This window comes from Prosthecobacter sp. (assembly GCF_044226605.1).
Classification (GTDB): domain Bacteria; phylum Verrucomicrobiota; class Verrucomicrobiia; order Verrucomicrobiales; family Verrucomicrobiaceae; genus Prosthecobacter.
The window spans coordinates 78,357-92,919 of sequence record NZ_JBGAGS010000026.1 but is presented as its reverse complement, the minus strand read 5'-3'; the positions used below and the strand labels follow the sequence as shown (position 1 = coordinate 92,919).

The 14,563-nt window shown below is 61.6% G+C and carries 12 protein-coding genes; 7 read left to right on the top strand and 5 right to left on the bottom strand.

Annotated features, from left to right (window positions below):
* Positions 1 to 167: 167 nt before the first annotated feature.
* Positions 168 to 911: a hypothetical protein gene (locus ACILSO_RS27620; RefSeq protein ID WP_395740720.1), complete on the top strand. Its 744-nt coding sequence runs from the start codon at positions 168 to 170 to the stop codon at positions 909 to 911.
* A gap of 86 nt (positions 912 to 997) precedes the next feature.
* Here ACILSO_RS27620 and ptsP read toward each other — a convergent pair whose 3' ends face one another.
* From ptsP to ACILSO_RS27595, 5 genes are all read right to left on the bottom strand, one after another.
* The gene (gene ptsP, locus ACILSO_RS27615) at positions 998 to 2,758 is read right to left on the bottom strand and encodes a phosphoenolpyruvate--protein phosphotransferase (RefSeq protein WP_395740719.1); all 1,761 of its coding nucleotides are present in this window, start codon (positions 2,756 to 2,758) and stop codon (positions 998 to 1,000) included.
* Between the two features lie 52 nt (positions 2,759 to 2,810).
* Complete coding sequence (locus tag ACILSO_RS27610; protein WP_395740718.1) at positions 2,811 to 3,659, bottom strand: tetratricopeptide repeat protein; 849 nt, start codon at positions 3,657 to 3,659, stop codon at positions 2,811 to 2,813.
* Between the two features lie 177 nt (positions 3,660 to 3,836).
* Positions 3,837 to 4,919: a sialidase gene (locus tag ACILSO_RS27605; protein WP_395740717.1), complete on the bottom strand. Its 1,083-nt coding sequence runs from the start codon at positions 4,917 to 4,919 to the stop codon at positions 3,837 to 3,839.
* 210 nt (positions 4,920 to 5,129) lie between these two features.
* Positions 5,130 to 6,770, bottom strand: a complete 1,641-nt coding sequence (locus ACILSO_RS27600; protein WP_395740716.1) for an esterase/lipase family protein — start codon at positions 6,768 to 6,770, stop codon at positions 5,130 to 5,132.
* A 14-nt stretch (positions 6,771 to 6,784) separates the two neighbouring features.
* Positions 6,785 to 7,450, bottom strand: a complete 666-nt coding sequence (locus ACILSO_RS27595; protein ID WP_395740715.1) for a DUF1080 domain-containing protein — start codon at positions 7,448 to 7,450, stop codon at positions 6,785 to 6,787.
* Between the two features lie 66 nt (positions 7,451 to 7,516).
* Here ACILSO_RS27595 and ACILSO_RS27590 point away from each other — a divergent pair, with 66 nt between their 5' ends.
* The 6 genes from ACILSO_RS27590 (at position 7,517) to ACILSO_RS27565 (ending at position 14,551) form a co-directional block, all read left to right on the top strand.
* Positions 7,517 to 8,029 (top strand): gluconokinase, encoded by a 513-nt coding sequence (locus tag ACILSO_RS27590; RefSeq protein ID WP_395740714.1) that lies wholly within the window; start codon positions 7,517 to 7,519, stop codon positions 8,027 to 8,029.
* On the top strand, positions 8,026 to 10,905 hold the full coding sequence (locus ACILSO_RS27585) for a PD-(D/E)XK nuclease family protein (protein ID WP_395740713.1): 2,880 nt from the start codon (positions 8,026 to 8,028) through the stop codon (positions 10,903 to 10,905). Before ACILSO_RS27590 ends, ACILSO_RS27585 begins: the two co-directional genes overlap by 4 nt.
* 32 nt (positions 10,906 to 10,937) lie before the next feature.
* On the top strand, positions 10,938 to 11,675 hold the full coding sequence (gene dapB, locus ACILSO_RS27580; RefSeq protein ID WP_395740712.1) for a 4-hydroxy-tetrahydrodipicolinate reductase: 738 nt from the start codon (positions 10,938 to 10,940) through the stop codon (positions 11,673 to 11,675).
* An 82-nt stretch (positions 11,676 to 11,757) separates the two neighbouring features.
* The gene (gene folK, locus ACILSO_RS27575; RefSeq protein WP_395740711.1) at positions 11,758 to 12,237 is read left to right on the top strand and encodes a 2-amino-4-hydroxy-6-hydroxymethyldihydropteridine diphosphokinase; all 480 of its coding nucleotides are present in this window, start codon (positions 11,758 to 11,760) and stop codon (positions 12,235 to 12,237) included.
* A gap of 50 nt (positions 12,238 to 12,287) precedes the next feature.
* Entirely contained in the window at positions 12,288 to 13,049 is a 762-nt protein-coding gene (locus ACILSO_RS27570) for a hypothetical protein (RefSeq protein ID WP_395740710.1), read from the top strand.
* The gene (locus tag ACILSO_RS27565) at positions 13,046 to 14,551 is read left to right on the top strand and encodes an NAD(P)H-hydrate dehydratase (protein WP_395740709.1); all 1,506 of its coding nucleotides are present in this window, start codon (positions 13,046 to 13,048) and stop codon (positions 14,549 to 14,551) included. The genes ACILSO_RS27570 and ACILSO_RS27565 overlap by 4 nt, the downstream gene beginning before the upstream one ends.
* Positions 14,552 to 14,563: the final 12 nt, after the last annotated feature.

Genomic DNA, 14,563 nt, shown 5'->3' with positions numbered 1-14,563 from the left:
CGCAGGGGGAGAGGTCGAGCCGCAATGAGGCTGGAGGCTTTGATTTTCCTTGGAGGTGGCGGATTCCCACCCAACGCCAAAACCTTGAAATTATGGAAATGTAAAATATTTATTCTTGCAATATATATTATAATTTACATAATAACTGAGTAATTCAGAATAATCCTATGAAGAAGCTCATCCTCATCCAAAACGACTATCCCGGCACCGGCAAGAGCACCCTGGCGCTTTGCTTTCACCGCTACCTTCAACAGTATGGTGTCGAACATCAGCGCCTCTCCCTCACCGAAGAGGATTCTCAGACACCGGACGGGATCACGAATCTCGATGCGAGTTCCCTGACACCGCGAACCCTTCTGGACCATATCGACGCCTCGCCGCTGACCATCCTGGACGTGAGCACGGGCCTGGGAGAGTTCTTCAACAAGTTCTACCAAGGCTGTGAAATGGACATGACGCTGCAGGCGGCAGGAGTGGCTGTTTCTGTGGTGCTGCCGGTGACGGCGGATCGCGAGAGCTTTGATTCCGTGACGGATGCGGCTGAGGTCTTTTCAGACAACGCGGAATACCTGATCGCCCACCTGGTGACGAGCTGCTACGACGAAGACGACAAGGTGTGGGACACCAGCTACGCCGCACGGGTGATGGACATGTTTGAAGCGGTGGAGCTGCACATTCCGGAAATCAATTTCCAGGCTGAGCTGAGCACCGAGCACATGAGCCTCGACACAGCCCTGCAGATCGAAGATGCCGAAGAGCGTCTGGGCAAAGAATTTACCAAATGGCAGCGCCGGGTGATGGGCCAGGTGGACAGCGCGCGCCAGTATCTTTTTGGCGATGCCTTCCGCCCGACGATGGCGCCGAAGCCTGCGAAAGCGGTGAAGAAGGCGAAGACGAAGCTGGCCGCGTGAGGCAGAGTTTGCGGTTGCTGGCGATGGTTTGCAGTGGTTGGCGGTTGCTTCCAAACCACTGAACTCCACGCCACGGCAACTTCGCCTTATTCGAACAATTCAGGGTAGCAGCGATCTGCGACGGCCCGGCTGAGAGCACGTATCTCGGCTGGGCTGGCGCATTTTAGGACGGTTTTGGCGAGGGCTTCGCAGTCGGGAATGGAGAGGCGACGGACGGCGTGCTTGACGCGGGCGATCTGGGTGGTGGCGACGCTGAGTTCGTTCAGGCCGAGCCCGATCATGAGGGGCGTGAGGGTGAGATCCGAAGCCATCTCGCCGCAGATGCCAATGCGAATGCCGGCAGCGCGCGCGGCTTTGACGGACATGCCGATCAGGCGCAGCACAGCCGGATGAGCGGGCTGGTAGAGCGCAGCGACGCGATCATTGAGCCGGTCCACGGCAATGGTGTACTGGGTGAGGTCGTTGGTGCCGAGGCTGAGGAAATCCACTTCTGCGGCGATAAGATCGGCAGAGAGAGCGGCGCTGGGGATCTCGATCATGGCGCCGATTTCGATCTCCTCCGGCACGAAGATGCCTTCCTTCGTAAGTTCTTCGGCACAGTCACTGAGGATGGCCTTGGCTTCGATGACTTCCTGCACGCCGGAGACCATGGGGAACATGATGCCGACGCGCCCATGCACGGCCGCACGCAACAGGGCACGGAGCTGGCGCTTGAACAGATCCTGCCTACCGAGGGAGAGACGGATGCCGCGCCAGCCGAGAAAGGGATTGGGCTCAGGATCGACGGCGAGACGCTCATCGACCTTGTCACCCCCGAGGTCGAGCGTGCGGAAGACGACGCGCTTGGGAGCCTGGGACTGGACGATGCGGCTGTAGGCGGTGGCTAGCTGATCCTCTGTGGCGTCCGGATTTTCCAGGTGGAGAAACTCGGTGCGGAAGAGGCCCACTTCCTCGGCGCCGCTGTCCTGCACGATCTTCATTTCTTCGATGAACTCGGCATTGGCCCCGACACAAATGGCGGTGCCGCATTTGGTGAGCGAGGGCTTGTGGCGCTCCAGCTGGAAGGCATCCTCGCGACGCTCGGCCTGCTCCTCGCGCAGGCGATAGCGGGCGAGGGTTTCAGCGTTGGGATTTTTGATGAGGAGCCCTCCGTCTCCATCGAGCAGGACGGTGTCTCCGCTGTGCAGTTCATCGCAAATGCCGTGCATTTTGACCACTGCGGGGAGAGCCAGCGAGCGGGCGATGATGGCGGCGTGGGAGACGGCGCTGCCGGTTTCCAAAGCGAAGCCGAGGACCTTGCTGCGGTCCAGCTGAACGGTGTCCGACGGGGTGAGGTCATGAGCGACGATGATGACCGGCTCGTCAAACATGGGGTGGTCAAGGAACTCGCCGCGGAGATGGCGCATGACGCGGTGGGTGACATCCTTGACGTCGAGGAAGCGCTCCCGCAAATAAGCGTCTGAGAGACCGCGAAGGGCGTCCATGTGCTTGCACATGAGCTTGTAGTAGGCCCAGTCCACACAGACCCGCTGATCGCGGACGGTCTTTTCGGTCTGTTTCAGGATGGTGGAGTCCTGCAGGATGAGGAGATGCGTCTCGAAGATCTCACTTTCAGCACTGCCCTGCTCCCCGGCCATGACGCGCTGAAGCTCCTCGATCTCCTTGCTGGTGACGGCGAGCGCGGCGTGCAGGCGCTGCATTTGATGGTCTTCGGTTCCCGGCTCGATGCTGTCCTCATCAGGCTCGTCAAAATGATCCTTCAAAACATGGACGACCGCATGCGCAACCCCGTTCGACACTGCGGTGCCGGTCCAGGTTTTTTCTTGCGACGGGGGGAGGGAATTCATTTCCACGCCTACCTTTCATGCGGAGGAAGCATTTGGCAAACGCGACCGTGCATCAAACTGAGGCAAGCACCTTGTACACGCGCTTTTTCAGGGCATCTGCCTTGGGCTCTTCGCCTATGATCTCAAGCATGGCGATGTAGTCGGTGGCGATGGCCTCATAGCTGCGTGACTCCTGCGGAAGCTGTGCTTCCAAAATGGAGAGACTCTTTTCGAAATGCTGCTGCGCGGCTGCATTGTCCTTAAGCTCGTGGCAGGCGGTGGCGAGATTGCAAAGGGACTGCGCGACATCGCGATGATTTTCTCCGAGCACTTCGGCGCGGATCTGCAGGCCGTCTTCAAACATCTCCCGGGCCTGGTCTGGAAAGCCGGCGGCGTAGTAGAGGCTACCAAGGTTGTTGAAAACGCAGGCGACGGATTCTGATCTGCGACCGCGTTTGTTTTCCAGAGTCTCCAGCGCACGGAGATAGTGCTGCTCGGCGAGGGCAAACTTGTCCATGCACTTGTAGGTCATGGCGAGGTTGTTGCGGAGCTGGGCTGCGATCTCGGCATTTTCACCGCCCAATGCCTCATGATTGCTGATCGCCTCTTCGTAGAAGGGCAGAGAATCGGCCTCGCGGCCGCTGAAGTCCAGCAGGGTGGCGAGATTGGTGCGGAGGCTGGCCAGAACATCGCCCGGCAGTTCGTGGTTTGCCGCGAAGTCGAGGGCTTCACGGTAGGTCGCTTCGGCGGAAGCGATGTCTTCGGCCTCACGCTGGGCATCGCCCAAAGCGAGCAGCGCCCGTGCGAGAGCGGGCGCCTTGCCGGGGAACTCCTTCACTGCAGCGCGCTGTGCCTCCACCACCGAGCGGGCGGCTTGAATGGCAGGATCGGCAGAGGCAGAGGAGGGCGTGTCTTCGGGCATGTTCTCGGCAAAAAAAGGAACGGTTGGTCGGGTGTGTACCTTCGTGGACAGAGGCGCCTCCCGTCAAGTGCCGCGTTTGCCCCAAAGCACAAAACTCGGGAAGGGAGATTCGAGTCTAAAGTTTTAAGTTTCAGGTGGCTACCTTCGAGGGCGGCCGCCAGCAGCCCCCTTCCCTGCTCATGGCTTGAGCCAGTACTCGAAGAAGCGGTAGATCTGCTCGTTGGATTCTTCGTTGGGGTCGTGCTTTTCGCGGTTGGTCATCGCCACGCGGCTGGAGACGCCGAGCAGGTTGTTGACGGCGATCGAGTGATTGAGGACGGTCCAGCGCTTGGGCGGGTCTTCGGCACCACCGGAGACGAGGAAGGGCCGGGGGGCCATGAGGGCTTCGAGTTCCTGGAGGTCGTGTCCTTTTACGACCAGGGTTTTGTAGGCGCCGGTGCGGGGGCTGTCAGGAGTGATGAGGCCGGGCTTGCGGGTGAGGGCGGGATCGAGGCCGAGGTACCAGGGTTCCTGATAGTTGATGCTCTGGCGTGTTTCGTCGAAGATGATGCCGGGATCGCTCCACACGGCGCAGGCGTATTTGTCCCAGAGGCAGGAACCGAAGAGGGACCATTTGCCGCCGTAGGAGTGGCCGACGATGCCGATGCGGGCGGGATCGACCTCGGGGAGGGAGGCGAGGGCCTGGCACATGTTCGCGCTGATGTAGCCGAGGTAGGAGAGTGGCTGGCATTTGGCGGCATCGCTGAGCACGGGCTTGCGGGCATCGCCGCCGGGGGAGCCGATGCAGAGGGTGACGAAGCCACGGCGGGCAAGCTGCCAGGCAAAGTCGCGCAGGGGTTTTTCGCTGAGGCCCGCGCTGGTTTCGGGATCGTAGTAGGGGACGAAAACGGCGGGGCGCTTGCCGGCGGTGGCGGGGAGAAGGAGATAGCCGAGGCCGGTCTGGCCCGGGGCGATTTCGATGCGGACCTTGCGCTGGGTGATGTCCCCTTCCCTTTTGGTGGTTTCCAGCACTTCGATTTTAGGACGCTCGATGACCGCGGGCCAAGCGCCCATGATGCCATGCCAGCCGGTGAGGATTTCGGCACGGCGTTTCTGCCAGTCGGCGGGCGTTTTGACGGGGGTGCCGTCGTTGAAGATGAGGGGGGATTTGCCGGGAGAGAACTTCCCGGCGAATTCAGCAGGGACCTGGGTGAAGGGGAGGTCTCCGGCGTGGGTGAACAGGGCCGAGGCGAGGATGCCGAGGAGGAGCGAAAGTTTCATGGGAAGGCTGGTATGGGAAGAACGTGGGTTTGCGCGGGTTCCATGCGGGCATGCTGATTTCTTGCGGGAAATGAGGGACTCAAAAGACGATGGAGCGGAAAGCAGAACCAACTGCCGCCATGCCGTGCACCATGTGCGAAGTATCGATCATGCGCGTGCTGCGGCGGCGCGATAGGAGGCAGGACTAGTTCGAGTAGGCGGACGAAGTGCTCAGAGCGTGCCAGATTCACGCAGGTGCTCGCGGAGGATGCGGACGACTTCCTGGACGACTTCGGGGCGCTCGACGCAGCCGTGCCAGCAGGGGACGACTTTCTCGGACTTGGCGCCGTCGAGATGAGCACTCGAGTAGGGCACGGCGCCGTCGGAACTTTCGAGCAGAGGCTTGCGACCGAACTGGCCAATGACGGAGTGGTAGGGCACGGGGATGGGCACGGAATTCAAGCCCTGGTAAAAGGGATGCTCGTCTGAAAGAGTGCCTAGACTGAGAAAGGCGAAAAAGCCCCAGTCACGGATCTGGGGATTGAGGGCGTCGGTATTGCCGGTGAGGAGCTGCTGGGAGACGAGGAGCGTATCCACCGGGAGGCGGATGAGGGAGGCGAGGCGGCGGACGATATTCATGCCGGCGATGCTGCTGCCGCGATGCGGGGTGGTGATAAACACCAGACGCTTCACCTGGGACTGCGGCTTGAATTTGAGCGTGCCAACGAGGCGTGCGCGTTCGGAAGCCGAGACATTCAGCTGCTCCGGGGGCTTGCTGAAGATGGAGTTCCAGAGCTTGTCCTTGGGATCAATGGCCTGCATGCGGCTGAGGAGCCCGCCCATGCTGTGGCCCACGAGGATCATGCGGTTCATGCCGGGATCGTTGTGATCGGGGTCGTAGTAGTCGCGAGCCTGCTGCAGGGAGGCGCGGAGACGAGCGGAAGTCTGCGGCACGCTCATGCCGGTGGGATAGAGGAAATACCAAGGCTGATATTTTTTCCGCAGCTCGGGGTCTGAACTGATGGCGTTCACGACATTCAGCCAGATGTGGGGGTCTGACATGAGGCCATGGACGAACACCACGGGAATGCGCCGGGGATCATACGAGTCCATGCGGTAGAGCTGGCAGTCGCCCAGGGTGCGTTCGGGATAGAGGAGGCCCAGCCAGGAAAAGAGCCGGAGGGATTTCCTGGAGAGTGCGCGATCCTTTGCGGCCGTGAAATTGGCCGCCAGCAGGCGCTCGTCCTGACGGATCTTCACGGTTTCGACATTCAAGGCATTGTGCAGATGCAGACGGCAGCGGCGGGGAGTGGCGGGATTGCCATCGTCTGCGTCCACTTCCATGACAGCGGTGAGGGTGAGATTGCCCCCATTGGGTGGCATAAAAGGGTGTTCTTTGCGGGCCTCGTTTGTGCGGGTCACATGACCGACGACAGGCACGCCGATGCCTGGACGCTCCGAGAGGGTGTCTTCCGCATGGGAGCGCCTGCGTGAGGCCAGGATGATCTGGTCCATCTGCGCGGGTGCGACTTCGCGGCGGGGATCGGACTTGGGATCAAAGTCGATCTGAAATGAATGCTCTCCAGAGGTGAAGACGGTGCCGGTCTGCCAGTAGCGGGGGCTCTGGTGGTCATCCCATTCACGCAAAAAGCTGGCAAGGGCCTGATCATACTGATCCTGCGCCTGACGGCGTCTGGCGGAAGGCCCCTGGTGCATGGCGTCCCAGCCTGCGGCCATGTGATCGAGCACCGCAGCCATATGGCGCTTCTCACGCGTGCTCAGAGAGGTTTCAGCGCGGGGCATTTCCACCCGGATGACCGAATGGCAGGAGACCAGCGCAGCACAAGAGGCAAGAGCCAGGGAGCGGAGCACGCTGAGGGGCGGCATTACTTTTTCTCCACGATGGGGGTGAGCTTCACATTGCGGATGGCCGCGGTGGTGCTGAAGGTCGTGAGGGAGAGAGGCAGATAGCTTTCGATGGGGCCGGGGCGGATGCCGATTTTTTTGCCCTCGATGTCTTCGTCAATGATCTGCTTGTCTCCGAGCCAGGCGCTGAGATTCTTTGGGGTGACGCGGAGCTTGATGGCGTACCACTCGTCGTCCTTGTAGCGCTGGTAGCTGGAGGTGTTGTTGTCGGAGGCGTCCATGCCATCGATGCAGGAGATGCCGGTGACGCTGCCGCCCCAGCCGCCGCAGATGAGAGTGGCGCAGTGTTTGAGATCGCCGACGGGAAAGGTGAGGCCGACGAAGAAATCGACGCCCTGCATGCGCTTGGCTTCGAGAGTGATCTCGTAGTTGGTCGTTGGCAGAGCGGCGGCTTTCTTGTAAATGGCACCGCTCACGTTTTCCCCCTGATTGATAATCATGAGGCCACCCTCCAGATCCACCACCCCGCTGCCGCCGACGTCCACGGTCTCCCAGTCGTCGAGGGATTTGCCGTTGAAGAGGACGATTTCCCTGGCGGCCTCCGGCTTGGCGGCGGCAGGTTTGTCTTCAGCAGTGACAAAGGCGGTGCCGAGCACCAGAAGAGCGGTCAAAATGGGGAATTTCATGGCTTCGGCCCGCACCCTCAGCGTGGCATGCCTCACGGTCAAGCTTCACAAAAATCACCTTCACTCATGCTCAACCCCGATCTAAAAACCATCATCATCATGGGCGTCTCCGGCTGCGGTAAATCCGTGACCGGCAGCCTGCTGGCCGCGAAACTGGACGGCGTCTTTGAGGATGGAGACGACTTCCACCCGGCGTCCAACAAGGCCAAGATGTCCGCCGGGACGCCCCTGAACGATGAGGACCGCTGGCCGTGGTATGCGACGCTGCGGCAGCGGATCGAGGACATGCGGCACCTGACGCCGATCTATGTGCTGGCCTGCTCGGCGCTGAAGCCGATTTATAGAGACAGGCTGCGTGCGCATGACTCCGCGGAAACGCTGCGGTTTGTGCTGCTGGACGGAACACAGGAACTGATCGCCTCCCGCCTGGCGGGACGCAAAGGACACTTCATGCCGCCGAGCCTTCTGGAAAGTCAGCTGGCGACGCTGGACGTGACGCCGGATGTGATCCGGGTGCCGATTGACCAGACACCGGAGGAGATCGTGAGCGACATCATTCAGAAACTGGCACAGGCATGAGCAGCAAGGTTCAGCGACTGTTCTGGGGATGGGATGCACCGGTGCTGGAGAAGGCCGTGGGCTTCCTCTGCCGAGGCTGGGACGGCACACGGGCGCTGGACCTGAGCAGCTCCCTGCTGCTGGTGCCAAACGGTGAGGCAGGACGCCGGCTGCGTGAGGCGCTGGCGCAAAAGACGAATGAGACGGGAACAGCCGCCCTCGTGCCGCACCTGTGGCTGCCAGAGCAGGCCCTGCTGCCGCAAACGCGCCGGTTTGAAGCTGCGACTGCGCTGCAGGCACAGATGGCGTGGCAGCGCGCGCTGGAGCGCGTGCCGCTGGAGGAACTGACGGCGCTGTTTCCGAAACTGCCGAAGGAGCGTGGCTGGGGCTGGCAGGCAGAGACGGGGCGGATGCTGGCGGAACTGAAGATGCTGCTGGGCACTGGCGGGCTGACGTTTGAGGACACTGCGAACAAGCCCGCGGCGCAGCGCGATGTGGCGCGGTGGCAGGATCTGGCGAGGATTGAGCAGGTGTATTTTGAGGAACTTGCGGGCGCCAAGGTGGCGGATGCGCAAGCACTGAAGAGACAGCATGCGCAAGAGCCAGTGCTGCCGGAAGGAGTGGAAAGAGTCGTGGTGCTGGCGTCTCCGGACCTTCCGCCTCTGCTGGATGCCTGGATCTCAGGATGTGCGAAGCGCGGGCTGAAGGTGGTGATCGCTGTGCAGGCACCGGAGGCGATGGCGCACGCGTTTGATGCCTGTGGCAGACCCCTGACCCAAAACTGGGGAGAGGACGCGGAGAGCAGCCTCCCGTTTGAAAATGAGCAGATCCATGTGACGCGTGATCCTTCCGCACAAGCGGCGCGGACACTGGACCTGATGCGGGAGCTGGTGCCGCAGGGACGCACGGCGCTCGGTGTTTGTGATGCGGAGGTGAGCAGCCTGCTGCTGGAAAAGCTGGCGCTGGAAGATGCGCGGAGTTTTGAGCCGGGTGGGATTCCTGTGCAGCGCGAGGGGCTGTGGCATGTGCTGGAGTGTTTCCGCGTGCTGCTCAGCTCAGGTGCATGGCGGGCGTTTGCGGCACTGCTGAGAGTGGAGGAATTCCGTGAAGCGGTGATCCCGAAGGAGGCGAAGGGGACGGCGATTCTGAAGATGCTGGCGGAAGACGGTGCGGAGAAGTTCAGCGTTTCTGCGCTGCTGCGTGCGGCAGATGATTTTACAAGCGAGCACCTGCCGGTAACGCTGGCGCATTCGAAGGAACTGCCGCTGGCGAGATACCCTGCCCTGCTCCCCGCGGTGAAGCATACGCTGGAGCTGCTGGATGATCTGCGCAGGCAGACGCCAACGCAGGCGGCGCGGACGCTGATCCTGAGACTGCTGGGAGAGCGGGAGTTCAATCCTGAAGCGCCGGGGCATCGGGAACGGACGGAACTCGCAAGCGAGTGGCTGAGGATCACGGAGGAACTGGAACTGGAGGCGAGGCGCTTTGGGCTGAAGCCTAACGGGGAGGATACTTTTGCTCTCTCGCTGGAGTGTCTGGCGCAAAGCCGTCTGGCGGAGCCGCGCGGGGAGATCGACCTGGTGCTGCAAGGCTGGCTGGAACTGCTTTGGGAAAAAGCGCCGAACCTGATCGTGACAGGGCTGAACGAGGAGCATGTGCCGGGCATTTTCATCAGCCATCCCTTTTTGCCGGACGGGCTGCGCAGCGCGCTGGGCCTGCCGTGCCAGAACACACGATTTGCGCGTGATGCCTTCATCCTGGCAGCGCTGGCGCAACAGCGGCTGGACGAGCGCGGAAAGCTCCAACTGCTGTGCGGCCAGTGGAGTGAGGGAGGCGATGCGCTGAGGCCTTCGCGGCTGCTGTTTCTCTGTGACAACCGGGCGCTGCCGCGGCGTGTGGCCCATCTGTTTCCCAAGGAGGAAGACCAGCACGTGGAGGCGGAGCCAAAACGCACGCTGGCGTGGCAGCTGAAGCCGGACTGGAGTCCGAAGGAAGTGACCACCATTTCGACTTCAAGACTGCGGGAGTACCTGAGCTGTCCGTTTCGCTACTATCTCACTTACACCAAGAACATGAGCGCCGTGGAAACGGGCAAGCGTGAGCTGGATGCTGCTGAATATGGCAATCTGATTCATCATGCGTTTCATCAGCTGAGCCTGGACGGAAGCATGCGCGACTGCACGCACCCCGCACAGATTGCAGAGTGCCTGGAAGTGGCTGCGAGGGAGCGTGTGAGGGAGATCTACGGCGAGCGCCCCGCGCCACTGATCACCCTGCAGCTGGACAGCATTCTGCAACGGCTGCAGCAGGCGGCGCGGGTGGAGGCCAAAAACAGGCAGCAGGGATGGCGCTGCATGGAGGCGGAGCTGCAGATTGGCGGAAGTGACGATGCGGTGCCGTTTTTAATCACTGGCGCACGACTGAAGGGCCGGATCGACCGGGTGGAGCAGAATGTGGACGGCACCTGGCGGATTGTGGATTTCAAAAGCTCGGACAAACCGCGGCCTCCGGAAGAGTCTCACTATAAGGTGATCACGGCGCGGACGAAGCTGACGGAGGCGGACGAATGGAAGTGCTTTGACCTGCCGGATGGAAAGAGGGGCCTCTGGCTGGATCTGCAGCTGCCGCTGTATGCGGCGGCACTGCGGCAGCGCGGGCAGGAGGTGAGCCGGGTGGCGTATTTTGCCCTGCCGAAGAGCATTCAGGAGACGGAAATCCTGTCCTGGGAAGGATTTGACGAGGAACTGATGGAGGCAGCGGTGAAGTGTGCGGAGGAAGCGGTGAAAAGGATCCGTGAAGGGGTTTTCTGGCCGCCGGCGGAACGGGCGGCGAACGGGACTTTTGACGAGATGCTGCTGGGGGACCCCATGCTCAGTGTTCAGCCGCCTCTTGCATAATCGCGACGCCCCGCTTATCAACCCGGCCCGTTATGTCCGACCTCAAACTTCTCATCACTGGCAGCAAAGGCCGCATGGGCCAGGCCATCATCCGTGCCGCCGAAGCCCAAGGCGTCGCCGTCGCGTCCACCGTTGACCTGGGCGATGCCCTCGCACCGGCGCTGGCGAAGGCGGACAGCGTGATCGATTTCTCCTCCCACCTTTTCACCAACGAACTGCTGGACGAGTGCCTGAAGCAGAAGAAGAGCCTGGTGATCGGAACGACAGGACATACCAATGAAGAACTGGCGCGCATCCGCGAGGCGTCGAAGACTCTGCCTGTGGTGTTTGCGTCCAACTACAGCATTGGCGTCAACACGCTGTTCTGGCTGACACGCAAGGCGACAGAACTGCTTGGGCCGGACTTTGACCTGGAAGTGGTGGAAATGCACCACCGCATGAAGAAGGACTCGCCAAGCGGAACGGCGCGTACGCTGGTGGAAATCCTGGCGGACGTGCGCGGGCTGGAATACGACAAAGACTGCAAGCACGGCCGCTTTGGCGATGTGGGCGCACGGACTCCGAAGGAGATCGGTGTGCATGCGATCCGCGGCGGCGATGTGGTGGGCGACCACACGGTGATCTTTTCAAACGTGGGCGAGCGCGTGGAGCTGACGCACAAGGCGAGCAGCCGGGACACCTTTGCCAATGGATCAGTGCGTGCCGCCGTGTGGCTGGAAGGAAAGCCTGCGGGACTGTATGACATGCAGGATGTGCTGGGGCTGAAATAAAAGTTTGCGATGGTTGGCAGTGGTTTGCCGTTGTTTGCAATGGTTTCCAAACGACTGAAACCATTGCCAACAATTGCAAACCATGAACTTCGGCATCGCACTCGGCTCCAATCTTGGTGATCGTGCTGCGAATGTGAGGCGTGGAATTGAAATGCTGATGGGACGTGTGCCGGGAATTCGGATGAATGCGAGTGCGAAGGTGTATGAAACGGAGCCGGTGGGTTGTGCGCCGGGAACGCAGGCGTTTTTGAATACGGTGATCGAGGTGGCGGCGGAGTGCAGGCCGGAGGAGCTGCATGCGCATTTGAAGGCGGTGGAGCAGGCGCTGGGAAGACCGGAGCAGCGGGAGAGGAACTCGCCTCGCACGCTGGATCTGGACCTGCTCTATGCGGATGATGTGGTGAGCGATGATCCGGTGCTGACGCTGCCACACCCGCGCATGCACCTGAGACGCTTTGTGCTGGAGCCGCTGGCGGACATACGGCCGGAGCTGGTGCTGCCAGGGCAGAGGGAGACGGTGGCGGATTTGCTGAGGGCGCTGACGGCGGTTGACGGTGGCTGAACGATCGTTGACGGTGGTTTTTAATTCACTGCCAACAACGTCCGCCGCCGATGACCGAAGCCCAACCCGCCCCCAACCCTAACCCTGGACGCTGGATTCGTTTTGCGCTGGTGATGCTGCCTGTGGGCACGATCTTCCTTGGCATCGCCTCCTTTGGCATCTGGCAGTGGAAGAAGGACCAGGCGGCGGACCGATCGTTCAAATATGCGATGGCGCTGCGCCGGACGATCAGCGCTGAGGGTATTGAGCGGCATGCGGGCATCTTGCGCTCGGCGCTGAGCAAGCCGGACCGTGACCTAAGCATTCCGGGTTATCTGGAGTCCACCATGGGGGCGGAGAACATGGGCTACAACGTGAGGCGAAAACGCTTCGGCACGGAGCAGTCCGTGATTGATGCCGAACTTACCGGGGCAAAGAAGCCGATGGAGGTGGTGATGGTGCTGGCGCTCTACAGTGGCGAACCAGAGCGCGCCGAGAGCACGGCGCAGGCGATCGCTGAAAGTCTGAGCATCGCGCACGAGATCACGGGTGAGAAAGTGGTGCGCTCCCTGCGTTTCGCATTCATCCCGGACACGCCTGCAGCGCTCGAAGAGCTGAAAAAGGGACTGAAGGGAGATGGAGAGCGGCTGATGCATCTGTTTGTGCTGGGCGGGCCGGAGACGGAAAGCATCGCCACCATTTCCCGTGCACTGGAGACCACGGCGAAAGGCACGCGCGTGATCTCCCAGCCTGCCTCTCGCACGGTGCAGGAGACGCTGCAGGCTGCCTACACGCTCAAAGCCATGCTGCTGGATGCAGCCGAACTGCCATGATCCTGACGTGCCGCCAGATGCAGCAATGCGAGGATGCGGCTTTTGAACGCGGAGTGAGCGCGGCGGCGCTGATGGAGGAGGCGGGGCGCGGGATTGCAAATGTGGTGCGTCAGTTTGCGCCACGTGTGGGATCGCTGGTGCTGTTTCTCGGGAAAGGTAACAATGCCGGAGATGCGCTGGTGGCTGCGCGGGAGCTGAAGGATGACGGCTGGAAAGTGTATGTGCGCCTGTGCTGCAAGCCCGAGGCGATGAAGGAGCTGCCGCAGAAGCATCTTTCGGGACTGGGGAGCCTGGTACGGGTGCTGGAGGATGTGATGGCGTTTGATTTTCCGGCGGGACCTATCGTGAGTCTGGACGGGCTGGTAGGCATCGGAGCCAAGGGGCCGCTGAAGCCGGAACTGCGCGCCTTGGCGCGAGAGATGAACCTGCTGCGTACGCAACGGCATGCGATGACGATTGCGATGGACCTGCCCTCAGGCCTGGATGGGGACCGTGGAGAAGCATGTGAAGATGCGGTGGAGGCGGATGTGACAGCGGTGGTGGCGCAGATCAAAGCAGGGCTGCTGGAGGATGGAGCGGATCATTACGTGGGCCGAATGGCGCTGGTGCCGCTGGCGGAGCTTTCTGACGCAGAAGGTGATGTGCAGGCGGAGGTGCTAACGCCGCGCCTGCTGCGGGAATGGCTGCCTCGGCGCGCGAATGACATGCACAAGGGCGAAGCGGGACGCGTGGGCATTCTGGCAGGTTCGCCGGGCTTTCTGGGGGCGGCAGAGCTGGCGTGCCGAGGGGCGATGCGCGCTGGCGCGGGCCTGGTGACGCTGCTGGTACGGCCGGAAGCGTATCCGATCATCGCACCGCGAATGCCGGCGGAGGTGATGGTGAAACCGGTGACGGATTATCGCGAAGTGTTGGAGATTCGGTTTGATGCTTTGGCGATCGGACCCGGTCTGGGATTCGCCCATGAGAAGGAGATCGTGGAAGTGCTGAAAGAGAGCCAGACACCCACAGTCGTGGATGCAGATGCACTGACGATGCTGGCGAAACATCCGGAAGTGCTGGATGCCACGGGAGAACTGCCACGACTGATGACACCCCACCCCGGCGAGATGGACCGCATTCTGCGCAATTTTCCAGGCTGGCATGGCATGAGCCGCCGTGCGCTGGTGGAGGCGCTGACCGAGAATGCGCCGGGGCGCACGCTGCTGCTCAAGGGGGCGCGAACGGTGATCGGGACCCACGGGCAAAAGACGCTGTTTAACACGACGGGGCATCCCGGCATGGCGAGCGGCGGCATGGGCGATGTGCTGTCAGGTGTGTGCGCGGCTTTTGCGGCGCAGCATCTGCCGCTGCAACGTAGCGCGGGGCTGGGAGCGTGGCTGAGCGGACGCGCAGCGGAGCTCTGCGTAAGCGAGGGCGGAATGGCGATGGAAGCCGTGGGAGCAACGGACGTGGCGGCCAAGCTCGGTGCGGCGATGAGGGATTTGAAGGAGGGGTGGTTCTGAGCCTTTCTCGTT